Source organism: Sphingomonas sp. HMP9 (genome assembly GCF_013374115.1).
Lineage (GTDB): Bacteria > Pseudomonadota > Alphaproteobacteria > Sphingomonadales > Sphingomonadaceae > Sphingomonas.
In genome coordinates, this window is the sequence record NZ_AP022673.1 from 2,562,616 (window position 1) to 2,588,067 (window position 25,452).

A 25,452-nucleotide genomic window follows, 5' to 3' on the forward strand; every position below is an offset into this window, starting at 1 on the left:
TGCCGTCTCCCCGGACATGGCCCGGGTGCGGGCTTGTAGTTATTGGTACCAAATCATCAATTTGAGCTGCGCCGCGCGCGCGTTGGTCAGATCGGTGCGGCAGCCGGCGATCGTCATGCCCTGCGCCGAACCGCCGGCATATTGCCCGCCTTCGATCACGCACTGCGTATCGCGGAACTTGAGCCAGGCGCGCTGGCTCTCCAGCAATGCCGCAGCATAGCCGAACCCGCCGCCACGCGACCCGTCCTGCGCGTCGCGCCCCTTCATATACGCGTAGGTCCGCTTCCACTGCGCGGCCATCGCCGCGTCCGCCCGCGCATAGCTGGTGCCGGCGGACGCGTTCATCGTCGCCTGCGACTGCATCGGAGCCGCCGCGGTCATCAGGAGTGCGATCAACAGCATGTCTTGGCCTCTCTCATCGGCTCCGCGCCGACCATCGGTTTCATCCCCAGCTTCGCCAGCAGCGTCGCATCCGCACTGTCGCCGGCATTGCCGGTGGTCAGCAGCTTGTCGCCGGTGAAGATCGAGTTCGCGCCCGCCATGAAGCAGAGCGCCTGCGTCGCTTCGGACATGCTCTCGCGCCCGGCGGACAGCCGCACCATGCTCAGCGGCATCGTGATCCGCGCGACGGCGACGGTCCGGACGAACTCGATATCGTCGATCTGCGCCAGCGGCGTGTCGGCGAGCATGTTGCCCAGCACCGTTCCCTTGACCGGGACCAGCGCGTTGACGGGGACGCTCTCCGGGTGGCGCGGCAGCGTGGCGAGCGCGTGGACGAAGCCGACGCGGTCGCTGCGCGTCTCGCCCATCCCGACGATCCCGCCGCAGCAGACCGAAATACCGGCGTCGCGGACGTTGGCCAGCGTCTCCAGCCGGTCGCCGAAAGTGCGCGTGGTGATGACGTTGCCGTAATTCTCCGGCGAGGTGTCGATGTTGTGGTTGTAGTAATCGAGGCCGGCGTCGGCGAGCTGCTTGGCCTGGTCCGCGTCGAGCATGCCGAGCGTCATGCACGTCTCCAGCCCCATCGCGCGGACGCCCTCAACCATCGCCACGACCTTCGGCATGTCGCGGGCTTTAGGGTTGCGCCAGGCGGCGCCCATGCAGAACCGTTGCGAGCCGGCCGCCTTGGCCTGCGCGGCGTCGGCGAGGACGGCGTCTACGTCCATCAGCTTTTCGGCCTTGAGCTGCGTGTCCGCGCTCGCCGACTGCGAGCAATAGCCGCAATCCTCGGGGCAGCCGCCGGTCTTGATCGACAGCAACGTGCACAGCTGCACTTCGCTGACCGCGTGATGCGCGCGGTGGACGGTCTGCGCGCGGTACATCAGGTCGTCGAACGGGAGGTCGAACAGGGTCGCGATTTCCGCGCGGGTCCAGTCGGTCCTCGTGTTCTCCTGCGAACGCAGGAGCCCAGGGTCGCGATCGCTGCGCTTGGAACACTGGGCTCCTGCGTTCGCAGGAGAACGGAGAAGGGTATCGGTCATTCTGCGGCTTCCTCTTGCGGGCCCATATTGTGGCCGAGGAGCTTCAAGACGTCCTCGGCGGCCTGGATCAGGTTGGTGCCGGGTCCGAAGATCGCCTGGACCCCGGCATCACGCAGCGCCTGATAGTCCTGTGCGGGAATAACGCCACCCGCGATCACCTTGATATCCGCGCGCCCCGCCTCGCGCAGGTGATCGATCAGCTCGGGGATCAGCGTCTTGTGCCCCGCCGCAAGGCTGGATGCGCCGACGATGTCGACGTCCTTGGCCAGCGCGAGCGCGGCGACCTCCGCCGGGGTCTGGAACAGCGCCCCCGGCACGATCTCGAACCCCAGGTCGCCGAACATCGACGAGACGAGGTTGGCGCCGCGGTCATGCCCGTCCTGCCCCATCTTGGCGACGAGCATGCGGGGCTTGCGACCAAGACGGCGCTCGGTCGCCTCGACGCCGTCGGTGAGGCGGGTCCAGCGCGCGTCGTCCTCATAGGCGCCGCCATAGACGCCCGACACCGGGGTGGGCTGCGTGCCGTAGCGCCCGAACACGTCCTCCATCGCCGACGAAATCTCGCCGAGCGTCGCGCGCGCCCGCGCGCAATCGACCGCGAGCGCGAGGAGGTTCCCCGAGCCCTTCGCGCCCTCGCGCAACGCGTCGAGCGTCGCGCGACAGGCAGCTTCGTCGCGCGCCGCCTTCACCCGCGCGATGCGTTCGATCTGGCCGGCGCGGACCGCAACGTTGTCGACGTCGAGAATCTCGATCGCATCCTGTTCGGCGAGCTTGTACTTGTTCACGCCGACGATGACGTCTTCGCCGCGATCGACGCGCGCCTGGCGACCTGCGGCGGCCTCCTCGATCATCGCCTTGGGCCAGCCTGCCGCGACCGCCTTGGCCATGCCGCCCTCGGACTGAATCCGCTCGATCAGCGACCAGGCGCCGTCGACGAGGCTCTGCGTCAGGCTTTCGATATAATAGCTGCCACCCAGGGGATCGACGACCTTGGTCATCCCCGTCTCTTCCTGGATCACGATCTGCGTGTTGCGGGCAATGCGCGCGGAGAAGTCGGTCGGCAGCGCGATCGCCTCGTCGAGCGCGTTGGTGTGGAGCGACTGCGTGCCGCCCAGCATCGCCGCCATCGCCTCGATCGTCGTGCGCATGACGTTGTTGTACGGGTCCTGCTCGGTCAGCGAGACGCCCGACGTCTGGCAATGCGTGCGCAGCATCTTCGACCGCTCGTCCTGCGCGCCGAGCTCGGTCATCGCGCGGTGCCAGAGGACGCGGGCGGCGCGCAGCTTGGCGATCTCCATGAAGAAGTTCATGCCGATCGCGAAGAAGAACGACAGCCGCCCGGCGAACTTGTCGATGTCGAGCCCCGACGCGACGCCGTATTTGACGTATTCCATGCCGTCGGCGATCGTGAAGGCGAGCTCGTGGAGCTGCGTCGCCCCGGCCTCCTGCATGTGATAGCCGCTGATCGAGATGCTGTTGAACTTGGGCATCTCGCGGCTGGTGTAGCCGAAGATGTCCGAGATGATCCGCATGCTCGGCTCGGGCGGGTAGATGTAGGTGTTGCGGACCATGAACTCCTTGAGGATATCGTTCTGGATGGTCCCGTCGAGCAATTTGCGGTCGACGCCCTGCTCCTCGCCCGCGACGATGAAGAAGGCGAGGATCGGGATCACCGCGCCGTTCATCGTCATGCTGACCGACATCTTGTCGAGCGGAATGCCGTCGAACAGGATCTTCATGTCCTCGACGCTGTCGATCGCGACGCCCGCCTTGCCGACGTCGCCGGTGACGCGCGGATGGTCGCTGTCGTAACCGCGGTGCGTGGCGAGATCGAACGCGACGCTCAGGCCTTTCTGCCCCGCGGCAAGGTTACGGCGGTAAAAGGCGTTGGAGGCTTCTGCGGTGGAGAAGCCGGCGTACTGGCGGATCGTCCACGGGCGGCCGGCGTACATCGATGCGCGGACGCCGCGCGTGAAGGGAGCGAACCCGGGGAGGCCGGGGTCGGCGGTCACGTCGTCCGCGGTGTAGAGCGGCTTGACGTCGATGCCTTCGGGGGTGGGCCAGGTGAGGTCGGCGCCTTTGACTTCCTTGGCGGCAAGCGCCTGCCAGTCGGCGAGGGTCGGGTTCGGTTTGTCAGTCATAGTGGAAACATCACCCCGGCGGAGGCCGGGGCCCAGTTGGAAAGGTCGCAGTAGTTGAGCGCAGCACCAGCCAATGGGCCGTTGCCAAATTGGGCCCCGGCCTTCGCCGGGGTGGTGGCGTGGACGGGCATCATTTGCCCGTGAACACCGGCTTGCGCTTCGTCAGGAACGCGAGGCCGCCCTCCATAGAATCCGCCGACCCGCGCGCCGCGCGTTGGTTGACCGCCTCGGCCTCCATCGCGCCCGCATAATCGCTCTCGTACGCGGCAGTGATCGCACGCCGCATCAGCCCGAGCGCCACCGTCGGCATCGCCGCCAGCCGCTCGGCCAGCGCGAACGCTTCGGCATCGAGCGCGTCGTCCGCGACGACCTTGTGCACCATCCCCCAGTCGAGAGCCTTGGCCGCCGGCACCCGCTCGCCGAGCATCATCATCTCGGTCGCGCGCGCGCGGCCGATCAGGCGGGGCAGCATCCACGACGCGCCACCGTCGGGAACCAGCCCGATGTTCACGAACGCCTGGAGGAAATACGCGGTCTCGCTCGCGACGCAGAAATCGGCGGCGAGCGCGAGGCTGCAGCCGATCCCCGCCGCCGGCCCGCGCACCGCGCTGACCACCGGCACCGACAGACCGGCGATCGCCGCCATCGTCGGATTATAGCTGCCCGTCAGCGCGGCATAGGTCGCCTCGCCCGGATTGTCCGAACCGAGCGCCCCGCCGCCGACGTCCGCGCCCGAGCAGAATGCCCGCCCCGCGCCCGCGATCAGCACCGCGCGCGCGCCGTCCAGATCCGCGAGTGCCGCGGCCAGTTCCTCGAACATCGCAGGCGGCGCCGCGTTCAGCCGGTCGGGACGGTTCAGCGTCAGCACCAGCACGTCGCCGCGCCGCTCGCTCATGATATGCTCGTAGGCGGCCATCAGATCTCTCCTAGTGCGCGCCGGTATCGCCCGGCGTCTCCATCAACTCGACGAGCATGCCGCCAAAGTCCTTCGGGTGCACGAACACGATCGGCGTGCCATGCGCGCCGATCCGCGGTTCGCCGAGCACGGTCGCCCCCTTCGCCTTGAGGTCCGCGACCGCCGCAGCGATGTCGGGCACCTCGAAACAGACATGATGCTGCCCCCCCGCCGGGTTCTTCCGCAGGAAGCCCGCGATCGGCGAACTCTCGTCATACGGCTCGATCAGCTCGATCTGCGTGTTCGGCGCATCGATGAAGCACACCTTCACGCCCTGTGCCGGCAAATCGAACGGCTCGCCGATCGCGGTCGCGCCGAGCAACAGGCGATACGTCTCGACCGACTTCGCGATCGACGGCGTCGCGATCCCGACATGGTTGAGGCGGCCAAACGTGGCAGTCATCCTTCGATCCTCGGCTGGTCGGGCATGCGGCGCGCCATCGCAGCGCCCTCGATAATGCCTTCGAGCCGGCTGACGCGGTCGCGCAGCGCGCCATGCGCCTCGGCCAGACGCGCGAGCCGGTCGCTCTGTGCGTGCGCGGCGTCCTTCATCAGGCGCAGATCCTCCTGCATGAGCAGGACGGTGCGCATCGCCTTCAACGCATCGCCGACGACGCTCATGCGCGGGGTCGCTCGCCGGCGAGCACCGCGTCGACGGCATCGTTGGCGCGCTGCATCGAGGCGATCGTGTCGCGGATATCGGCGCGCATCGCGGGAACGGCAGTCTCGACTTCGCGGACGAGCAAGGCCAGCGCAGCCTCCTCGTCCGCTTCGCCTTCGACGAGATACCGGGTCGAGGCGGCGCGGAGCACGTGGCCGACGGATTTGCCGTTGCTGGCGGCAAAGGCATCGAGCGCAGCCTTGTGATCGGGCGAGGTCAGAAACGTCACGCGTTCGGTCTGCATGTCACGACTCCTTATCATGACATGATAATGTGCGGGCAAGCTGGATACAATGCGTCATTCCGCAGGCTCGGCGGCGGGCTTGACCGGAACCGGCGGGACGACCCCGAGCGTGTAGCCGCAGACGCCGAGCACCTGCCGCACCATCGCATCGCTGGTCGGCGCGACGAAGTTCGCCTGCACCGCAAAGTTCGCGCCGTTGGTCGTCTCGACGCGGACCGTCTTTGACTTGACCAGGAAACTCGTCAGCCTGGTGATCGCCTCGGGATCGGTAATGTAGGTGCCCGTTCCCGGAAATTGCCAGGTGTAGGTGAACGCAGGGCCGCCATCGAAGCGCACCGCGACGGGTTTGTCCGCGCCGGAGCCGAGCGGTTGCGGCTGGATGAACTGGATCGACACGATCGGCTCGGACGCCACGTCGCACTTCACGACGAACCGCGAAAGCCCGTCATTGCCGACGACCGACGCGGAGATGCTGCGCACGCCTGCCGGGTTGGTACGGTCGGCGAGTTTCCACGCGGGCGCGGGCGCGGCCGCGAGCGCCGCCTGAAGCAAGAGCAGACCGAGCATCATGCGACCACCATCGGCGTGCTGGCGAGCACGACGCGAAGCCCCGCATCGTCAGTCCGCTGAACGGGCGTTGCCTGCTTCATCCCGACTTCGATTTCGACGATCACGGTCGCATTGGCGAATGCTTCCACGGCAAGAGCCTTGGACGGCTTGTTCTGCATTCTGGTTTCCAGCGTATGGACGCCCGGGCTTACCGTCAGCGCGGCAAAGCGTGGGCTCTTGAGCTGCGTCCGCGCCGCGCCGTCGAGATACACATCGACCCCGGCGAGCTTGCCGACGAAGCCCCGACGGAAGACGATCACTCTGGCCGAACCGTCGTCTACCGGGGCCAACGCCGCTTGCCGGGCATCACCGCTCGCAAGCGCAACGCGCTTGTTGCCTGCAAGCCCGATATAGATCGCTCCTGCCACGACGCCGAGCGAAAGACCGATGATCGGCGACGGCAGCGGCTGACCGCTTCGACCTGCCGCCGCCGACGCGATGAACGCCAGCACGAACGACGTGAGCATCGCGACACCGAAGACGATGGCGACGAATATGAGCTGTTTGGACAGTGGCAGTGTCTTCAAGATCGCCTCCCGAGCGACTGGATCGTCACAGCGGGATGTTATCATGCTTCTTCCACGGATTCTCGAGCGACTTGCCGCGGAGTTTCCGTAGGCCCAGCGCGATACGGCGGCGGGTCGAGTGCGGCTGGATCACTTCGTCGATAAAGCCCTTCGACGCGGCGACGAACGGGTTCGCGAACCGCGCCTCATACTCCGCCGTTCGCTCCGCGATCTCTTCGGGCGTCTTGCCGCGGAAGATGATCTCGACCGCGCCCTTGGCACCCATCACCGCGATCTCGGCGGTCGGCCACGCATAGTTCAGGTCGCCGCGCAGGTGCTTCGACGCCATCACGTCATACGCGCCGCCATACGCCTTGCGCGTGATGACGGTGATCTTCGGCACGGTCGCCTCGGCATAGGCGAACAACAGCTTGGCGCCGTGCTTGATGATGCCGTTATGCTCCTGCGCGGTGCCGGGCAGGAAGCCGGGGACGTCGACGAAGGTCACGATCGGGATCTCGAACGCGTCGCAGAAGCGCACGAACCGCGCCGCCTTCTTCGACGAATTGATGTCGAGCACGCCCGCGAGCACCATCGGCTGGTTGGCGACGAAGCCGACCGTGCGGCCTTCGATCCGGCCGAAGCCGGTGATGATGTTGCCCGCATGCGCCGGCTGCGTCTCGAAGAAATCGCCCTCGTCGACCGTCTTCCGGATCAGCTCGTGCATGTCGTAGGGCTGGTTCGCCGACGCCGGGATCAGCGTGTCGAGGCTCTCCTCGATCCGGTCCCATTCGTCCGCGGTCGGGCGTTCGGGAACGCCGGCCCGGTTCGATTCGGGCAGGAAATCGAAGAAATCGCGCGCAGCGAGCAGCGCCTCGATATCGTTCTCGAACGCGTTGTCGGCGACCGATGTCTTGGTCGTGTGCGTCACCGCACCGCCCAGCGCCTCCTGCGTCACGACCTCGTTCGTCACCGTCTTCACCACGTCGGGGCCGGTGACGAACATGTAGCTCGAATCCTTCACCATGAAGATGAAGTCGGTCATCGCCGGGCTGTAGACCGCACCGCCGGCGCAGGGGCCCATGATGAGCGAAAGCTGCGGCACGACACCGCTGGCGAGCGCGTTGCGCTGGAACACTTCCGCATAGCCACCGAGCGAGGCGACGCCCTCCTGGATCCGCGCACCACCGCTGTCGTTGAGGCCGATGATCGGCGCGCCGACCTTCATCGCGCTGTCCATCACCTTGCAGATCTTCTGCGCATGGCGTTCGCTGAGCGACCCGCCGAATACCGTAAAATCCTGGCTGAAGACGAAGACGAGGCGGCCGTTGATCGTGCCGGAGCCCGTGACGACGCCGTCGCCGGGGATCACCTGATCCTGCATGCCGAAATCGACGCAGTTGTGCTCGACATACATGTCGAGCTCCTCGAATGACCCCTCGTCCAGCAGCACGTCAAGGCGCTCCCTCGCGGTGAGCTTGCCCTTGGCGTGCTGCGCTGCGATCCGCTTGATACCCCCGCCCACTCTTGCGGCTTCGCGGCGTCGTTCAAGCTCTTCGATCGTCGATGACATCGTCTCTCCGTCCTGCTGGTTGCCTTCACAGAGCGGCACGCTTCGCGCAAATGCAATGTTGCAAACTTGTACAGCCGGTGTTTGCAAACTAGGCGGCAGGCATGACCCTTCCCGCTCGTCGCCTCTTCGTCGGCCACCGCCTGCGCGATCTGCGCCGTGTCCTCGGGATCAGCCAGGCGGCGATGGCCGCGCGGATCGGCCTGTCGGTGAGCTATCTGTCACAGATCGAGAATGGCGATCGGCCGGTGACCGAGGGCGTGCTGATCACGCTCGCACGCGAGTTTCCGGCGGATTGGGGCAGCATCGATGCGGCGGACGATACCGCGTTGCTGATGGCGACGCTGGAGGCGGTGTCGGACACCAGCGTCGAGGCGCCCGGGCTCGACGAGACGGCGGTACGGCGTGCGGTGAAGCACCAGCCGTTGCTGGCACAGCGCCTCGTCGCAATGCACGACGCGTATCGCCGCGCGCAGGAGCAGTTGCGCGCACTCGACGACCGGCTGGTGGCGGGATCGGGCGCACCCGGGGTGCTGCCGTGGGAGGACGTGCGCGACTGGTTTCACGCGGCGGGCAATTATGTCGATACGCTCGACCGGCGGGCGGAGGAGGTTGGCAAGACGCTGGGGGCTGACCGGATCGCGGCGTTGGAGGCCCGGCTGGCGGCGCGCGGTGTGTCGGTGACGATCTCCGGCGCGCTGGCCGCCCCGCTGCGCGATTATGACGGCGCGACCCTGCGGCTCGACGGATCGCAGCCGGGGGAGACGACGCTGTTCTCGCTCGCGCACCAGGTGGCGCGGCACGAGTTCGGCGATGTCATCGGCGGGATCGTCGCGGCCTCGGACATGGCGTCGGAGACGGCGCGCGCGCTGCTGACCGCCGGCCTCACCAACTATGCGGCCGGGGCGATCGTCATGCCCTATACCCGTTTCCGCACGCAGGCGCGCAGCATGCGTCACGATATCGATCGGCTGCGGCGAATCTTCGGGACGAGTTTCGAGCAGACCTGCCACCGGCTGTCGACGTTGCAGCGACCGGGCGCGCTCGGCATCCCGTTCTTCTTCTGCCGCGTCGACATGGCGGGGAATATCACCAAGCGGCACTCGGCCACCCGCCTGCAGTTCGCGCGGTTTGGCGGCGCGTGTCCGCTGTGGATCGTCCACGAGGCGGTGGCGATCCCCGACCGGATCCTGACCCAGCTGATCGAGACGACCGACGGCATCCGCTACGTCTCGATGGCGAAGGGGCTGGTGAAACCGTCCGAGACCTACACGCGACCGGCGCGGCGCTATGCCGTGGCGCTGGGGTGCGAGGAGGCGAACGCCTCGGAGTTCATCTATGCGGATGCGCTGGGGACGGGCGGGATCGCGACGCCGATCGGGTCGTCGTGCCGCATCTGCCTGCGCACCGACTGCGACCAGCGCGCGTTTCCGCCGGCCGCGAGCGAGATACGCGTCGATCCGGACCGGCGTGGCGCGGTGCCGTACGACGTAGTCTAGACCATATTCCCTCGATCGGCATAAAAATGGCCCGGTGTGTTTCCACACCGGGCTAAGGTTGTCCGCAGGAGGAACGTCGTGGGTGCGGGCTCGCTTGGCCCGCTACCGATTAGTATTGGCGATCAATTATAAGCGCGCTCGCCGTGCTCACCAATGTCGAGACCCTCGTGCTCGACTTCCGGCGAGACCCGCAGGCCAGTGACGGCCTTGGCAACGTAGATCGCGATCGTGGTGCCGATCGTGGCCCATATGATCGTCACGATCACGGCCTGGAACTGTACGAAGAGCTTGGCGCCCATCGCATAGTCCGCAGCCCCAGGGCCGCCCAGCGACGGGGCGTAGACCACCGCGGTCCCGATCGCGCCGATCATGCCGCCGATGCCGTGGATCCCGAAGGCGTCGAGCGAGTCGTCATAGCCGAGCATGGGCTTGAGCTTCGACACCACCATGAAGCAGACGATCGAGGCGATCGCGCCGAGGATGATCGAGCCGAACGGGCCCGAATTGCCCGCAGCAGGCGTGACGGCGACGAGGCCGGCGACGATGCCCGAGCAGAAGCCGAGCGCCGATCCCTTGTGGCCCGAGAGCTTCTCGGCAAGCATCCAGAACAGGCCAGCCGACGCGGTGGCGACAAAGGTGTTCAGCATTGCGAGAGCTGCCGAGCCATTCGCCTCGAGCGCAGAGCCGGCGTTGAAGCCGAACCAGCCGACCCAGAGCAGCCCAGTACCGATGCCGGTCATGACCAGCGAATGCGGCGCCATCGGCTCCTTCGGATAGCCAATTCGCTTGCCGAGGATCAGCGCTGCGACCAGCGCCGACACGCCGGCGTTGATGTGGACCACGGTGCCGCCGGCGAAATCGAGCGCGCCCGCCTTGAAGAAATATCCCGACGATGCCCACACCATGTGCGCGATCGGGAAGTAGACGATGGTGAGCCAGACCAGGCCGAACACCATGACCGCCGAGAACTTCATGCGCTCGACGACCGAGCCCAGGACCAACGCGATGGTGATCGCGGCGAAGGTCATCTGGAAACAGATGAAGACGTATTCGGGGATTTCGACGCCGGCCGTGAAGGTCGCCGCCTGCGAGGCAGGCGTGACGCCCTTCAGGAACGCCTTGTCGAAGCTGCCGATGAAGTTGCTGAGCAGCGGGTTGCTAACGTCCGGACCGAACGCCAGCGTATAGCCCCACATCACCCAGATCAGCATCGCGAGCGCCGCGACGGCGCCAATCTGCGTCATCGTCGACAGCATGTTCTTCGAGCGGGTGAGACCGCCGTAGAACAGCGCTAGGCCGGGCAGGATCATCATCAGGACGAGGACCGTCGAGGTCATCATCCAGGCGGTGTCGCCCTTGTTCACGGTGGCAACCACGGGTGCGACGACGGGCGCCGCGACCTCTTGCGCCCAGGCGGGCACGGCGGCGATCATCGCCGCTCCGAACCCTAGAACCGCCGAGGCGGTTGTCTTCATATCATGCTTCATCATGTCCCCCCTCAGAGCGCTGAATCGTCGGTTTCGCCGGTGCGGATCCGCACCGCCTGGCCGACGTCGAGCACGAAGATCTTGCCGTCGCCGATCGCGCCGGTGTTCGCCGAGGCCTGGATCGCCTCGACCACGCGGTCGGACAGGCTGGCCGCGCAGACCACCTCGATCTTGATCTTGGGCACCATGTTGGTGCTGTACTCGGCCCCCCGATAGATCTCGGTCTGGCCCTTTTGACGGCCGAAACCCTTGACCTCGGTGACCGTCATACCCGCCACGCCGATCGTGGTGAGCGCTTCGCGCACCTCGTCCAGCTTGAACGGCTTGATGATGGCAATGACCAGTTTCATCGCGCCCCTTCCCCAGTTGCTCGGAGAAGCGCCTCGCAATGTGCGTGCCAATTGCGCGAAGGAGGGGCGGAGCATGCCGGGCGGGCGGGCAGTGGCGCGTATGGGGCTAAAACTTGTGCAATGCGGCCGAGGTGCCTGCTTTTTGGGCAGGGCCTCGGCCTTCGGTGTTCTCCCGCGAAGGCGGGAGCCCAGGGGTGCAACGGGTATCGCTTATGATCCTGGGCCCCCGCTTTCGCGGGGGAACAGCCAGGCGTGCGCTCTCAGTGGCGGAAGTGGCGCATGCCGGTGAAGACCATCGCGAGGCCGGCTTCGTCCGCCGCCGCGATCACGTCGGCGTCGCGGATCGAGCCGCCGGGCTGGATCACCGCGGTCGCGCCTGCCTCGACTGCTGCGAGCAGCCCGTCGGCGAAGGGGAAGAACGCGTCGGAGGCGACCGCCGAACCGATCGTGCGCGGGGTGGACCAGCCGGCCTTGTCGGCGGCGTCCTTCGCCTTCCAGGCTGCGATGCGCGCAGATTCGAGGCGGTTCATCTGGCCCGCGCCGATCCCGGCGGTGCTGCCGCCCTTGGCGTAGACGATCGCGTTGGACTTGGTGTGCTTGGCGACGGTCCAGGCGAAGCGGCAGTCGATCAGCTCCTGCTCGGTGGGCTGGCGCTTGGTGACGACGGTCAGGTCGCCGGGGGTTCCGTTGTCGCGGCCCTGGACGAGCCAGCCACCCGCGATCGACTTGGCCGTGAGACCTGCGCGCGCGGGATCGGGGAGCTCGCCGGTAAGCAGCAGGCGAAGGTTCTTCTTGGCGGCGAACAGCGCGATCGCGTCGTCGTCCGCGTCGGGCGCGACGACGACTTCGGTGAAGATGCCGGTGATCGCGCGCGCGGTCTCGGCGTCGAGGCGACGGTTGACGGCGATGATGCCGCCGAATGCCGACACGGTGTCGCAGGCGAACGCGGCGGCATAAGCCTCAGCGAGCGTCGCGGCGGTGGCGACGCCGCAGGGGTTGGCGTGCTTGACGATCACGACGGAAGGCTCGGCGTCGCGGAATTCGGCGATGAGTTCGAGGGCTGCGTCGGCGTCGTTGAGGTTGTTGTAGCTGAGCGCCTTGCCCTGGAGCTGGCGCGCCTGGCCGATCCCGCGCACGCTGCCCGTCGCTGTGTAGAAGGCGGCGGACTGGTGCGGGTTCTCGCCGTAGCGAAGCGTGTCGCCGCGTTTGAGCGTGATGGGAAGCGTGGCCGGGAATTCCTCGGCCTGGTCGACCGTGCCGAACCAGGTGGCGATCGCCGAGTCATAGGCGGCGGTGGTGGCGAAGGCCTTCGCGGCGAGGCGCTTGCGGTCTTCGAGCGTCGTCGTGCCACCGGAGATCAGCGCATAGTCGGCGGGGTCGGTGACGATCGCGACATAGGCGTGGTTCTTGGCGGCGGAGCGGACCATGCTGGGGCCGCCGATGTCGATATTCTCGATCACGGTGTCGCGGTCGGCGCCCTTGGCGACGGTCGCCTCGAACGGATAGAGATTGACGATCACGAGGTCGATCGCGCCGATCTTGTGCTCGGCCATCGAGGCGGCGTGGCCGGCGTCGTCGCGGACCGCGAGGAGGCCGCCGTGGACCATCGGGTGGAGCGTCTTGACGCGGCCGTCCATCATCTCGGGGAAGCCGGTGAGTTCCGACACATCGCGCACCGTCAGGCCGGCGGCGCGGAGCGCCGTGGCGGTGCCGCCGGTGGAGACGAGCTCGACACCGTGGCTGGCCAGCGCCTTGCCGAGATCGACGATCCCGGTCTTGTCGGAAACGGACAGGAGCGCGCGCTTGATGGGGATGCTGGTCATGGGAGTCTTTCGTGGAGTCGCCGTGCCGCGGGCCTTAGCGTCGGTTGACGTTGGGGAACAGGGGGCGGGACGATCGTGATCCGAGCTCTCCTTCCCGTCATCCTGACGAAAGTCAGGATCCAGAGCCACCAAGGCAGTCGTTCGTTACGCTGGATCCTGACTTTCGTCAGGATGACGGCGGTGGGGTAAACGGCTGTGGGATCAGGAGCGTCAAACCGCATCCTTCCGCGCGCCACCGGAAAAAGCACCGCCTCGGCGTAGGCCGGGGTCCAATTGGGGGACGTCGCTAACGGAAGATCGCGCTTCGTTATTGCCACCTTTCCAATTGGGCCCCGGCCTTCGCCGGGGTGGTGGCCAAAAGACTGTCAGGCTTTTTTCAGCGCCCAGCTTACGCTGGCCCCGCCGGCCGCGGCCTCGCCGGTGATCATCAGTTGCTGCGTCGCGACCGGGCGGCCGTCGGCGTCGATCCAGACGCTGTCCTCGACCACCAGCGCGCCGCCGCGGCAGCGGAATTGCCACAAGGGTCCGCCCGGCAGGCGAAGGATCGCGCCTAGGCCGTCCGCCGTGGGCGAGACCTGCACGCCCGCGCCCAGATGGAAGCGGATCGAGAAGAGCGACAGGCCGGTGCGGCGCTTGCGGCCATGCGGTAGCAGCGCGTCCTCGCCGCGCAGTTCGCGGCCGTCGCCGGTCAGCATCAGCTGGCGGCGGTGCAGGAACCCCCAGCGGCGGACATAACCGTCGTGGCTCGCCTCGATCCGGCTGGCGGCGTCCGATTCCTGGCGGCTGAGCTCGACCTCCCCCACGCCGCGGCCGAGCGTGCCGTCGACGTGGATCGCGGTCGAATTGCTGTCGGCGATCGTCAGCGTCGAATGCGCCGCGGTCGAGCGCAGGCCCTCGACCATCGCGGGCGGGAGCTGCGCGATGCCCGCGCGCGCGCCGCCGCAGTTGACGACGATCCGCGCCGGTCCGTCGGAGAATTCGAACGCGAGCGTCGACGCGCAGCCGCCCTCGACGAGGCGCGCGATCGGCGGCGGGGCGGCGTCGACGATGAGCACGGCGGTGCCGGCGGCGAGGCGCTGATAGCCCCAGTCGCGCGCCTGGCGCAGCGGCCGCGTGCGGACGCCGCTGGCCTCGATCACCGCGGCGACCTGCGTTTCGCTGGCCGGACCGCCACCCTGCCAGCTCGACAGGCCGCGATCGGCGTGCGCGACGCCGAGCAGCGCCGCCACCATCCGGGTGAGCGTGACCGCGACGGTCTCGGGGAGTTCGGCGCTGCGGGCGGCGTAGCTTTCCTGGAGCAGAGTCAGCAGCTGGATCGAATCGAGCAGCATCGCGGGGCTGCGCGAGACCGAGCCGCCATCGTCGAACAGACCGGTACCGAGCGCGCGGAGCAGCCCGGCCTCACCGAATTGCTGGCGCGGTTCGCCGCCGGGGATGAGGAGGCCGGCCGCGACGACTCCGCACCATGCGGCGATGCGCGGTGCGCCCGCAGGGGCCTTGTCCGCGCTGCGATCGAGGTGGAGCGCGCCCTTTGCGAGCGCGTTGAGCACCTTCGAGCGGTAGATCTGGTCGGACGAGGACAGGATCAGCGGCGCGTGCGCGGTCCAGGCAAGGATGCGCCTACCCCACATGTCGGGGCGCCACGCGATCCCGCCCTGCGTATCGGCGTGCGCGGTGAGCCACAGCCCCATCAGATATTCGGCGATCGGCGCGCCGCGCGCGCGCGTGGCGACGGTCGACAGGTCGCGCAGCCACGCGAAGCTGTGGAGGTATTCGGCAAAGGGTTTGGGCAGCGGCTTGGCGAGATCGAGCGTCTCGATATCGCGCGCCTCGCCTCGGAACGACAGCACGCCCTCCAGCAGCATCGTGCCGCGCGCGATGTCGCCGAGGATGGGATCGTCGGGGACCGCGATCAGCTTGAGCGGATACCGCCCCTTCAGGCGCAGCGTGTGGAGCGGCGTGCGCCACGTCAGCCGGTGGAAGCGCTCGGCAAGGCGATCGGCGAGCGACAGCCCCTTGTCACCGCCGAGGCGGATCAGGCGACGGCCTTCGTCGATCCCGTCGGGGGCGGGATCGATCACGGGATCGCGCGTCAGGTCCTGCGGCTCGTTCACCCCCGCAACGCGGCGATGTTGGCGGCATAATGATCGGGGCCGCCGCGGAACACCGACGTCCCCGCGACGAGCGCGTCGGCGCCCGCCTCGATACAGCGTTTCGCCCATTCGGCATCGACGCCGCCATCGACCTCGAGATCGATGTCGCGGCCGCTCTTTTCGATCATCGTGCGGATCGCGGCGATCTTCTTGAGCTGGCTGGGGATGAAGCTTTGGCCACCGAAGCCGGGGTTGACGCTCATCACCAGCACGAGGTCGACCATGTCGATGAGGTAATCGAGCATCTTGGCGGGCGTGCCGGGACAGATGACGATGCCCGCGCGCTTGCCGAGGCCCTTGATGTGCTGGAGCGAGCGGTGGATGTGCGGGCCGGCCTCGTAATGCACCGTGATGCAGTCGGCACCGGCGTCTGCGAACGCGTCGAGATAGGCGTCGACGGGGGAGATCATCAAATGGACGTCGAACGGCTTGGTGGTCACGCCGCGCACCGACTTCATGACCGCGGGGCCGAACGAGATGTTGGGGACGAAATGGCCGTCCATCACGTCGATATGGATCCAGTCGGCACCGGCCGCGTCGATGGCGCGGACCTCCTCGCCGAGTTTGGAGAAATCGGCGGAGAGGATCGAGGGGGCGATACGGACGGGTTGCATGAAAATTGTCCTAGCGCGGGATTGGCGGGGGCGGAACTCCCCGTTTGTGACTGCAACCCCTTCTAGTTTTCCCGCGCAGGCGGGAAGCCAGGGTTACACGCGGCTCGCTGAGTAATCCTGGCCCCCCGCTTTCGCGGGGGAACAAGTACCTGCGCGCTCCTGCTTAGTTTCGCTTCAGGCGGGCGATGAAGAAGCCATCGCAGCCGCCCTGGTCCGCCAGCATGCCGGGGAGCGTGCGGACGGTGCCGGTCTCGGTCGGCGTGATGCCGGCAGGGAGTTCGGACTGGTCGACCGGCACGATCGTGTAATCGTTCCGCGCCGCAAGGAACGCGTCGAGCTGCGCTTCCCCTTCCGACGGTTCGAGCGAGCAGGTGGCGTAGACGAGCGTGCCGCCGGGCTTCACCCAGTCCGCGGCCCTTGCGAAGATGCGCGCCTGCAACGCCGCAGTCTCGGCGATGATCGAGGGCCGGACGCGGTGGAGGACGTCGGGGTGGCGGCGGAAGATCCCGGTCGCGCTGCACGGTGCGTCGATCAGGATCGCGTCGGCGGGCTCGGCGGGCGCCCATTCGAGGATGTCGGCGTTGACGACCTCGGCCTTCAGGTGCGTGCGATACAGGTTCTCGCGCAGGCGCTTGATACGGCTCTGCGAATTGTCGACCGAGGTGACGGTCCAGCCGGCCGCGGCGAGCTGCAGCGTCTTGCCGCCCGGCGCCGCGCACAGATCGAGGACATGGCCCTCCCCCTTCCCCAGCAACCGTGCGGGGAGCGAGGCGGCGATGTCCTGCACCCACCAGGCGCCGTCGCCGAAGCCCACCATGTCGGGGACGGAATCATGATCGCCCAGGCGCAGATGGCCGGGCATGAAGCTTTCGCCGCCCAGCTTTTCGCGCCAGCCTTCGGTCTCGGCGGGGTCGGCGATCGTCAGGTCGAGCGGCGGCACCTGCGCGATGGCGCGGCCGGCGGCGTCGACCATCTCCTCGCCCCACGCGGCTTCCCAGCGCAGTTCGACCGGGGCGGGGAGCGTCGGGACTTCGGGAAGCAGCATGTTGGCGCGGAACAGCGTGCCGAACACGCCGTGGACGAGTTTCCGCGGGCCGCCGTCGACAAGCGGCAGCACGGTCGAGATCGCGGCGTGCGAGGGGGTGCCGAGGATCAGCACCTGGACGAGCGCGATGCGCAGCGCCATCCGCGCCTTCGCATCGTCGGGCAGATTGGTCTTGGTAACCGAATCGATCATCGCGTCGAGATCGGGCAGCCGGCGCAGCGTCTCGGCAGCGATCGCATGCGCCAGGCCACGATCGGGGCCGTGGATCGCGCGGGTCGCGGCAGGCAATGCGGATTCGAGCGACTCGCCGCGGCGGAGCACGGCGTCGAGCAGGCGGAGGGCTGCGCGGCGGGTGGGGACGCCCAAGGGCTCGGGGGCGTGGGTGTAGTCAGGCATCAAAGGTCCTTCGCGTTCGGATCGCGCGCGCGGCTGTTATGGCAAAACGGCGCGGCGCGCCCCATGTGGCGGTTACGACGCCAACACGCAAATCCGGAGAGCCGCGATGGGCCAGCGCCCCGATCATGTGAAACCCCCCGAATATCTGGCGAAGACCACGCCAGTGCCGAAACCCGAGCCGATCGTGCCCGACAAGGATCCCGAACCGCGCGATCCCACGCGCTATGGCGACTGGGAGTTGAAGGGCATGGCGATCGATTTCTGACGGCCGATCGCCGACCCCGCATCAGTCGGCGGGGTCCGTCGTCGGGAAGAAATGCTCGACGACGCTGTTCGCCAGTCGCGACGGCCGCAGCGTCTCGGCATCCAGACAACACCAGCTCGACTTGACCTCGGCGAGCACGTCCTCGCCGCGCTTTATGATCGTCTCGTAGAATGCCCGCGCGCCCTGGACCTTCTCGAGCAACACCGTCGCGATGACGTCGTCGTTCAGAAATGCCGGCTTCCGGTATGTGATCTCATGCTTCAACGCGACCCAGAGGTGACCGGCGACGGCCTCCGCGGGCGCCAGGCGCTGCCAATGATCGATCACCGCGGCCTGTACCCACTTCAGATAGTTCGCGTTGTTGACGTGACCCATGAAGTCGATGTCGGCCGGCTCGATGCCGATGACGAATTGATGAGGGAGCGCTGTGGACACCTCGACCATATAGCATGCCAAGCTGAACATAGCGATGACGGCGCGGCTTAGATACCGAGAATAAACGCTATTCCGGCTGCGTCGCTCGGGCCCTAGCGTCCTCCCGATACCCGCCTCTTGTGTTGCCCAAATACAACACCATCTTTGGCCCAACACGACCCAATCCCACAGGAATTCGTCATGAACATCGACAAATTCACCGACCGCGCGAAGGGCTTCCTGCAATCCGCGCAGACTGTCGCGATCCGGATGAACCACCAGCGGATCGCACCCGAACATCTGTTGAAGGCGCTGCTCGAAGACGAACAGGGTATGGCCGCGGGACTCATCAAGGCGGCGGGCGGCGACGCCAAGCGCGCGACCTCCGAAACCGATCTGGCGCTCGCCAAGATCCCCGTCGTGTCGGGCTCGGGCGCGCAGACCACGCCGGGCATCGACAACGACGCGGTGCGCGTGCTCGACCAGGCCGAACAGATCGCGACCAAGGCGGGCGACAGCTTCGTCACGGTCGAGCGTCTGCTGGTCGCGCTCGCGCTGTCGCTCAACACCGCGGCGGGCAAGGCGCTCAAGGCCGGCGGCGTTACTCCCGAGGGGCTGAACACGGCGATCAACGGTCTGCGCCAGGGCCGATCCGCGGACACCGCCGGCGCCGAGGACCGCTATGATGCACTCAAGAAGTTCGCGCGCGATCTCACCCAGGCGGCACGCGACGGCAAGCTCGACCCAGTCATCGGCCGCGACGAGGAAATCCGCCGCACGATCCAGATCCTAGCGCGCCGCACCAAGAACAACCCCGCGCTGATCGGCGAACCCGGCGTCGGCAAGACCGCGATCGCGGAGGGCCTCGCGCTGCGGATCGCCAATGGCGACGTGCCGGATACGCTGAAGGACCGCCGGCTCATGTCGCTCGACATGGGCTCCCTAATCGCGGGCGCGAAATATCGTGGCGAGTTCGAGGAGCGGCTGAAGGGCGTACTCGACGAGGTGAAGGCCGCTGAGGGCGACGTCATCCTGTTCATCGACGAGATGCACCAGCTGATTGGCGCGGGCAAATCCGAGGGCGCGATGGATGCGGGCAATCTGCTCAAGCCCGCCCTCGCGCGCGGTGAGCTCCACTGCGTCGGCGCGACCACGCTCGACGAATACCGCAAGTACGTCGAGAAGGACCCCGCGCTCCAGCGGCGGTTCCAGCCGGTGATGGTCGGCGAACCGACCGTCGAGGACACGATCTCGATCCTGCGCGGGCTGAAGGAGAAATACGAGCTGCATCACGGCGTGCGGATCACCGACGCCGCGATCGTCGCCGCCTCGACGCTGTCGAACCGCTACATCACCGATCGCTTCCTCCCCGACAAGGCGATCGACCTGATGGACGAGGCCGCGTCGCGGATCCGCATGGAGGTCGAATCGAAGCCCGAGGCGATCGAGAACCTCGACCGGCGGATCATCCAGTTGAAGATCGAGCGCGAGGCGCTGAAGCGCGAGACCGACGACGCGTCGGTCGAACGGCTCGACACGCTGGAGGGCGAACTCGTCAATCTGGAGGAGCAGTCGGCCGCGCTAACGACGCGGTGGAAGGGCGAGAAGGACAAGATCAACGCCGAGGCGCGGGTCAAGGAACAGCTCGACGCCGCGCGGCTCGAACTCGAGCAGGCGCAGCGGTCGGGCGATCTCGCCAAGGCGGGCGAGCTGTCCTACGGCACGATCCCCGGCCTGCAACGCCAGCTCGACGAGGCGGCAGGCGCGACCAAGGGCGCGATGCTGCGCGAGGAAGTAACCGCCGACGACATCGCGGGCGTCGTCAGCCGCTGGACCGGCATCCCGGTCGAGCGGATGCTGCAGGGCGAGCGCGATAAGCTGCTCGCGATGGAGGCGACGATCGGCAAGCGCGTCATCGGCCAGGCGCATGCGGTGAAGGCCGTGTCGACCGCGGTGCGGCGCGCGCGCGCGGGGTTGCAGGACCCGAACCGGCCGCTGGGCTCGTTCCTGTTCCTCGGGCCGACCGGCGTCGGCAAGACCGAGCTGACCAAGGCGCTGGCCGAATTCCTGTTCGACGATCCCGCAGCGATGGTCCGCATCGACATGAGCGAGTATATGGAAAAGCACGCGGTCGCGCGGCTGATCGGCGCACCTCCGGGCTATGTCGGCTATGAGGAGGGCGGCGTGCTGACCGAGGCGGTGCGGCGGCGCCCGTACCAGGTGATCCTGTTCGACGAGGTCGAGAAGGCGCACGGCGACGTGTTCAACGTGCTGCTCCAGGTGCTCGACGACGGGCGGCTGACCGACGGCCAGGGGCGCACGGTGGATTTCAGCAACACGTTGATCATCCTGACGAGCAACCTCGGCAGCCAGTATCTGGCGAACATGGCCGAGGGCGACGACGTGTCCTCGGTCGAGCCGCAGGTGATGGAGATCGTCCGGTCGCATTTCCGGCCCGAGTTCCTCAACCGGTTGGACGAGGTGATCCTGTTCCACCGTCTGGGGCAGGCGCACATGGCGCCGATCGTCGACATCCAGGTATCGCGCGTCGACAAGCTGCTGGCTGACCGCAAGATCGTCCTCGACCTGACCGATGCCGCGCGCGCGTGGCTCGGCCGTGTCGGCTACGATCCGGTGTACGGCGCACGGCCGTTGAAGCGCGCGGTCCAGCGCTATCTGCAGGACCCGCTCGCCGACATGATCCTGCGCGGCGAGGTGAAGGACGGCTCGACGGTCAACATCGACGAGGGCGATGGGAAGCTGGTGCTGATCGTCGCCTGATCACAACGCCACTGGGTAAAATCAACCTAACAAAAAAGGGGCGGCTCCTTCCGGAACCGCCCCTCGTTTTTTTCCAGTTAAGCAAGGCTTAGAAGTTGAACTTCGCACCTGCACGGAACTGACGACCGAAGATGCCATCGCCGCCCTGGATCGCGTTGTACAGAAACGCGCCGTAGGTGACAGTATCGACTGGCGGCAGCTTGTTGAACACGTTCAGCGCATTGACATAGAAGCTGAACTGGTCGGTGACCTTGAAGTTCACGTTCGCATCGACCGTGATGTACTTCTTCACATGGCAGTCAGTGTACACCTGTGCCTGGCCGCAATCCTTGTAGTCGTCGCCCTGATCGGTTGCCGACAAATCGTAGCCCGAGGTGTAGTTCACCGTGCTGCTGACTGCGAAGTTGCCGAAGTCGAAGGTGTTGAGCCAGTTGCCCTTCCACTCGAACGTGCCCGAACCGGCCGTCAGATTGAAGTTGCCGAGCGTGCCCTCGTAGCGCTGCTTCACGCCGTCGACCGTCGTGCTCAGCTCGAGAATGTAGCTGGCATTCAGGTTCGACGTCCACTTGACCGGACCGAAGTCGTACGCGCCGTTGATGCCGAAATCGATGCCCGACGAGTTGATCGTGTCGGCATTGATGAGCTGCGAGCGGACGAAGGCGATCTTCGGACGGGCGTTCGGGTTGTTGACGTCGACCGCGTCGGCGATGACCTCGAACCCGGTCGGGATGGCCTGGCCTGCATAATAGGCCGCGATAGCCGGGGCATTGTTCGCGGTCGTGATCGCGCCGGTCTTGCGGATATTGTAGTAATCGACCGTGAACGACACGTTGCGGACCGGATCGAACTTCACACCACCGGTGAAGCTGCGCGACTTTTCAGGCTTCAGGTTTGGCGATGCCAGCGTCGTCTGACCAATCGAGTAGGACGTGATGTACCCCGGGCAACCGTTTGGCGTCCCCTGCGAGCAACCAGCACCGTACTGGGCCAGGAACGCGTTGGGGATCGCATTGACCGACTGCGTCACATAGCCCGTCGTCGGCAGCGCGTTCGCCTCGCCGAAGCTCGGGATACGGAAGCCGCGCGAATAGGTACCACGAACAGTGATTTCCTTGACCGGCGTGAAGATCGCGCCGACCTTCGGCGAGAAGTTGCTCTGGCCGGTCGAGTAGTGATCGTAGCGGCCCGAACCGTTCAGCGTGAGAACGCTCAGGATCGGCGCGTTGATTTCGGCGAACGCCGAAGTCACCGTACGGTTACCCTTGGTACCGAACGCGTTCAGCGTGAAGTAACGCTGCGTCGGGCCATTGTAATCGTCGTTGGCGCTGGGTGCGTCGACGGCTTCGTAGAAGATCGACCCGCCGACGGCGAGGCGAAGGTCACCGCCGGGCAGCGTCGCAAGCGACTTCTGCAACGTCAGCTGTGCCTGGTAGAGATCCGACGTCGTGTCGGTGATGTTCTCCGGCGACAGATAGTCGCGCACCGCCTGGGTGTTAAGACCCGGGTTGACGAAGTTGTAGCTGCCGTCGGCAATGACGTCGAGCAGGTGCTGGATGTACACATAGCCGTTGGTCTTGATGCGCAGATCGGTGTGCATCGCGGTCGCGTTAAAGTCGTAATCGACATCGTCGAGCACGGTGCCCTTCATGCCGAAGGCTGCACGGTACACGCGGCTGCGTGTCGCGTTCTGCGTCACGGTGTCCGGCAGCGTGCCGACAAGGCGAGCGACCTGGTTCTGCGCTGCGAACGGGTTGTTGGGGTTGAGCGTGCCGTTGGCTGCGGTGCAGTTCACGCGAGCAGCGCAGACATAGACCGGCAGTGCGAGAATGTTCGAGCCGGCTGCAAGTGCGGGCGTTGCAGCCTGCGACGTCGAGAACTGCGGGAAGAGGATACCGGCCGGCGCGTTGCCGCGAATCGCGGCTGGACGACCCGTGTAGTTGCTCGACGACTGCTGGAAGTTTACCATCAGGTACGCTTCCGAATTGTCACCGATTTTCGCCGTGAAGCGTGCCGAGCCGCCAAAGCGCTCGTTGTTCGGCGTCACCATGTCGTACTTGTTGTTATTGTCGACCTGGCAGACCGTGGTCGGCGCCGTCACGTTCGCAGCGGTGCCCAACTGAGCAGCCGTCGGGTTGTACGGCGTGCCGTTGAGACAGCCCGCAGCCGGGTTCAGCAACTGGTAGCGACCGCTTGCTGTGGTGTTCGCAGCGTTCGCGGGACGAACATAAAAGTTCCCCGTGCCGATGGCGAAGCCGTTCAGGGTGCCGTCTGCCTGAAGACCGTTCGAAATATTGTTCGGGCCGCACTGCTGGCTGCCGGTACGGCTGCTGCAGAGACCGGTCAGGTTGTCCGAATTGAACGGGGCAGGCAGGTCGCGCTGATACACGCCTTCGGTGCGGTAATAGAAACCGCTGACGTACGCGTTGTAGCCCTTCTCATCGAGATCGCCGGTGCCGGCGGTCAGCGTCAGACGCTGGTTGGCGTTGACGCCATCCTGCGAGATGCCGGCTTCGGCGCGACCGGAAATGCCGGTGAACTTGCGCTTGGTGATCACGTTGACCACGCCGGCGATCGCGTCGGCGCCGTAGCTCGACGATGCACCGTCGCGCAGCACGTCGATACGCTCGACGACGTCGTCGGGGATGGTGTTCAGATCGACGAAGTTGCGCGAACCGTCATCCGAGAGCGGATAATAGGCAGCGCGCAGGCCGTCGAACAGTACGAGGGTCGAGTTGGTCGACAGGCCGCGCAGCGACACCGACGATGCACCGGCTGCGAACGCGCCGTTGGCGGTGAACGAGTTGGTCAGCGCCGGGCCGTTGTTCGACGAAAGCGCCTGAATACCAGCCTGAACCGTATTGATGCCGCGCGAATCCAGGTTCTCGGTGGTCAGCGTCGTTACCGGCGAAATGCCGGTATCCGTACCGCGGATGATCGAACCCGTAACGACGATATCTTGCGAGTTCCCCTGCACACCGTCCTGAGTCGGCGCGGCGGTCTGCGGATCCGTAGCCGCCCGCGCTTCCTGAGCGAAGCCGGAGACCGTGGACAGGATAAGCGCCAGCGGCGTCGCTGCAGCAAGCAGGAAGGCCTTCGACGAAATGCCAGACGTAGTACCCAATTGAAATCCCCCGATTTGTCCCGCCGCGACCGCTATGACGATCCGCTACGGAAACTACCAAATTCCGAGTACAGACCGTGCCGGCTGCTCAGAACATGGGCGGAGAGTGAGGCCGTGTCTTGGAACTGTAAAGGCACCGCTTGGGCTCGGGTTCAATTTCGTACAGGCTAGTGTCAGAAATGACACATCTTCGCGAGCTAACACCGATCGATCGGCATATAATTACCGCGATGCGTACCGCGCCGCACGATAATGATGTCCACCCGTCAGCGCATCGCACCGGCGAGCAGCATCGGGTCGAGCTTCGCGGCGTTCCAGCGCAGCGCCCAGTGGAGGTGCGGGCCGGTCGCGCGGCCGGTCATGCCGGAGGTGCCGATCGGCTGACCCTGGCGGACGTGGTCGCCGAGTTTCACGTCGATCCGCGAGAGGTGCAGGAAGGCGCTGTTGAGCCCCATGCCGTGGTCGAGCATCAGCAGGTTGCCTTCCAGCGTGAAGGGGTGATCGGCGGCCAGGATGACGACGCCGTCGGCAGGCGCGGTGACGATCGTGCCGGTTGGGACGGCGACGTCGGTGCCCGAGTGATAGCTGCCGGGTTCGCCCTTGTAGACGCGTTGCGCGCCGAACAGGCCGGAGATGCGGCCGGTGGCGGGCCAGGCGAACGCCTGTTGCCAGCCTATTGCGTCGGTTTTGCGCGCGCGGGCGGCGACGATCTGCGCGAGTTCGGGTGGGCGAAGCCTGGCGTAGACCGGGTCGGGCGCGGGGAATTTCGGGAGCGTATTCAGGCGCTCGATCCGCCATGCGCGCGGTGCGATCGCGAGACTTTGCGTAACGGTGCGGCCATCGGCGAGTGTTGCCGCCAGCGTCACCTGCGGGCCCGCGTCGCGGTCGAAACCGGCGATGAAGCGGCCGTCGGGGGCCAGCACGATCGGCGTGCCGTTGAGCGTCACCGTACGCGTTCCGGCAGGGGCGGTGGCGAGGATCAACCCGCCCTGGCTGAGCGCGCCAGTCCAGCGGAAAGCTGATTGGCTTGCGATAGCTGGAGGCGCTGCTTGCTGGGCGGCGGCGCTGGTGGCGGCCAGCAGGACGAGCGCCGCCGCGCGGATCAGTGCGGCGCCGCCAAGCGTCATCGCGGCGCCATCGCTTCACTGGCAGCGGCGGCGGTGGCATAGGCCTCCTGCTGCGCGACGCTCCAGTAGCGCAAGTCCTCGAGCGCGATGCGGTGACCGGTCGCGGCGCAGGCGACATGGTCGCCGGGGCTGAGCACGCGAAAACCATTGGCCATATAGTGCAGGCGCGCGGCGCGGTCGGAATTGGACATCAGCATGGCGGGGCTCTTC

General features: G+C 66.6%; 23 protein-coding genes. 3 read left to right on the plus strand and 20 right to left on the minus strand.

The features are described 5' to 3' along the window. Positions 1–39: 39 nt before the first annotated feature. The 10 genes from HMP09_RS11415 to HMP09_RS11460 all read right to left on the minus strand — a co-directional run bounded on the left by HMP09_RS11415 (position 40) and on the right by HMP09_RS11460 (position 8,170). Positions 40–402, minus strand: coding sequence for a lysozyme inhibitor LprI family protein (locus HMP09_RS11415; RefSeq protein ID WP_176500465.1), 363 nt, complete (start codon positions 400–402; stop codon positions 40–42). Next, on the minus strand, positions 393–1,481 hold the full coding sequence (gene bioB / locus HMP09_RS11420; protein ID WP_176500466.1) for a biotin synthase BioB: 1,089 nt from the start codon (positions 1,479–1,481) through the stop codon (positions 393–395). Before bioB ends, HMP09_RS11415 begins: the two co-directional genes overlap by 10 nt. Continuing rightward, on the minus strand, positions 1,478–3,622 hold the full coding sequence (scpA, locus tag HMP09_RS11425) for a methylmalonyl-CoA mutase (RefSeq protein ID WP_176500467.1): 2,145 nt from the start codon (positions 3,620–3,622) through the stop codon (positions 1,478–1,480). Before scpA ends, bioB begins: the two co-directional genes overlap by 4 nt. A 130-nt stretch (positions 3,623–3,752) precedes the next feature. Next, a complete protein-coding gene (locus HMP09_RS11430) occupies positions 3,753–4,538 on the minus strand; it encodes an enoyl-CoA hydratase-related protein (protein WP_176500468.1) in 786 nt (261 codons plus the stop codon). A 10-nt stretch (positions 4,539–4,548) separates the two neighbouring features. Next, on the minus strand, positions 4,549–4,980 hold the full coding sequence (gene mce / locus HMP09_RS11435) for a methylmalonyl-CoA epimerase (RefSeq protein ID WP_176500469.1): 432 nt from the start codon (positions 4,978–4,980) through the stop codon (positions 4,549–4,551). Continuing rightward, the gene (locus tag HMP09_RS11440) at positions 4,977–5,198 is read right to left on the minus strand and encodes a hypothetical protein (protein ID WP_056419446.1); all 222 of its coding nucleotides are present in this window, start codon (positions 5,196–5,198) and stop codon (positions 4,977–4,979) included. Before HMP09_RS11440 ends, mce begins: the two co-directional genes overlap by 4 nt. Continuing rightward, positions 5,195–5,482: a hypothetical protein gene (locus HMP09_RS11445; RefSeq protein ID WP_176500470.1), complete on the minus strand. Its 288-nt coding sequence runs from the start codon at positions 5,480–5,482 to the stop codon at positions 5,195–5,197. The genes HMP09_RS11440 and HMP09_RS11445 overlap by 4 nt, the downstream gene beginning before the upstream one ends. Before the next feature lie 54 nt (positions 5,483–5,536). Then, the gene (locus HMP09_RS11450) at positions 5,537–6,052 is read right to left on the minus strand and encodes a hypothetical protein (protein ID WP_176500471.1); all 516 of its coding nucleotides are present in this window, start codon (positions 6,050–6,052) and stop codon (positions 5,537–5,539) included. Then, positions 6,049–6,618, minus strand: coding sequence for a hypothetical protein (locus HMP09_RS11455; RefSeq protein ID WP_176500472.1), 570 nt, complete (start codon positions 6,616–6,618; stop codon positions 6,049–6,051). Before HMP09_RS11455 ends, HMP09_RS11450 begins: the two co-directional genes overlap by 4 nt. Before the next feature lie 25 nt (positions 6,619–6,643). Then, a complete protein-coding gene (locus HMP09_RS11460) occupies positions 6,644–8,170 on the minus strand; it encodes an acyl-CoA carboxylase subunit beta (protein WP_176500473.1) in 1,527 nt (508 codons plus the stop codon). Positions 8,171–8,271: 101 nt separating this feature from the next. On the opposite strand from HMP09_RS11460, the gene HMP09_RS11465 reads away from it, so the two are divergent. Then, positions 8,272–9,666, plus strand: coding sequence for a helix-turn-helix domain-containing protein (locus tag HMP09_RS11465; protein ID WP_176500474.1), 1,395 nt, complete (start codon positions 8,272–8,274; stop codon positions 9,664–9,666). 122 nt (positions 9,667–9,788) lie between these two features. Here HMP09_RS11465 and HMP09_RS11470 read toward each other — a convergent pair whose 3' ends face one another. From HMP09_RS11470 to HMP09_RS11495, 6 genes are all read right to left on the minus strand, one after another. After that, positions 9,789–11,141 carry an ammonium transporter gene (locus tag HMP09_RS11470; protein WP_176500475.1) on the minus strand — a complete coding sequence of 451 codons (1,353 nt, stop codon included), beginning with the start codon at positions 11,139–11,141 and terminating at the stop codon, positions 9,789–9,791. A 23-nt stretch (positions 11,142–11,164) separates the two neighbouring features. Beyond that, the gene (locus HMP09_RS11475; protein ID WP_056053652.1) at positions 11,165–11,503 is read right to left on the minus strand and encodes a P-II family nitrogen regulator; all 339 of its coding nucleotides are present in this window, start codon (positions 11,501–11,503) and stop codon (positions 11,165–11,167) included. Positions 11,504–11,763: 260 nt separating this feature from the next. Next, entirely contained in the window at positions 11,764–13,326 is a 1,563-nt protein-coding gene (purH, locus tag HMP09_RS11480; protein ID WP_176500476.1) for a bifunctional phosphoribosylaminoimidazolecarboxamide formyltransferase/IMP cyclohydrolase, read from the minus strand. 365 nt (positions 13,327–13,691) lie between these two features. Then, on the minus strand, positions 13,692–15,440 hold the full coding sequence (locus HMP09_RS11485; RefSeq protein WP_232090198.1) for a heparinase II/III family protein: 1,749 nt from the start codon (positions 15,438–15,440) through the stop codon (positions 13,692–13,694). Continuing rightward, positions 15,437–16,093 carry a ribulose-phosphate 3-epimerase gene (rpe, locus tag HMP09_RS11490; protein ID WP_176500478.1) on the minus strand — a complete coding sequence of 219 codons (657 nt, stop codon included), beginning with the start codon at positions 16,091–16,093 and terminating at the stop codon, positions 15,437–15,439. Before rpe ends, HMP09_RS11485 begins: the two co-directional genes overlap by 4 nt. A gap of 163 nt (positions 16,094–16,256) precedes the next feature. Continuing rightward, complete coding sequence (locus HMP09_RS11495; RefSeq protein WP_176500479.1) at positions 16,257–17,534, minus strand: RsmB/NOP family class I SAM-dependent RNA methyltransferase; 1,278 nt, start codon at positions 17,532–17,534, stop codon at positions 16,257–16,259. Between the two features lie 106 nt (positions 17,535–17,640). Here HMP09_RS11495 and HMP09_RS11500 point away from each other — a divergent pair, with 106 nt between their 5' ends. Further along, positions 17,641–17,799 (plus strand): DUF1674 domain-containing protein, encoded by a 159-nt coding sequence (locus HMP09_RS11500; protein ID WP_082445075.1) that lies wholly within the window; start codon positions 17,641–17,643, stop codon positions 17,797–17,799. Positions 17,800–17,820: 21 nt separating this feature from the next. Here the strand turns inward: HMP09_RS11500 and HMP09_RS11505 are convergent, their stop codons facing one another. Beyond that, complete coding sequence (locus HMP09_RS11505) at positions 17,821–18,234, minus strand: acyl-CoA thioesterase (protein ID WP_176500480.1); 414 nt, start codon at positions 18,232–18,234, stop codon at positions 17,821–17,823. Positions 18,235–18,414: 180 nt separating this feature from the next. On the opposite strand from HMP09_RS11505, the gene clpB reads away from it, so the two are divergent. Further along, entirely contained in the window at positions 18,415–20,994 is a 2,580-nt protein-coding gene (clpB, locus tag HMP09_RS11510; protein ID WP_176500481.1) for an ATP-dependent chaperone ClpB, read from the plus strand. An 88-nt stretch (positions 20,995–21,082) separates the two neighbouring features. On the opposite strand, the gene HMP09_RS11515 is transcribed toward clpB, so the two are convergent. The 3 genes from HMP09_RS11515 to HMP09_RS11525 form a co-directional block, all read right to left on the minus strand. Then, entirely contained in the window at positions 21,083–24,115 is a 3,033-nt protein-coding gene (locus tag HMP09_RS11515; protein ID WP_176500482.1) for a TonB-dependent receptor domain-containing protein, read from the minus strand. A gap of 266 nt (positions 24,116–24,381) precedes the next feature. Beyond that, positions 24,382–25,242 carry a M23 family metallopeptidase gene (locus HMP09_RS11520; protein WP_176500483.1) on the minus strand — a complete coding sequence of 287 codons (861 nt, stop codon included), beginning with the start codon at positions 25,240–25,242 and terminating at the stop codon, positions 24,382–24,384. Then, positions 25,239–25,439 carry a DUF2093 domain-containing protein gene (locus HMP09_RS11525; RefSeq protein ID WP_176500484.1) on the minus strand — a complete coding sequence of 67 codons (201 nt, stop codon included), beginning with the start codon at positions 25,437–25,439 and terminating at the stop codon, positions 25,239–25,241. The genes HMP09_RS11520 and HMP09_RS11525 overlap by 4 nt, the downstream gene beginning before the upstream one ends. Between the last annotated feature and the right edge of the window lie 13 nt (positions 25,440–25,452).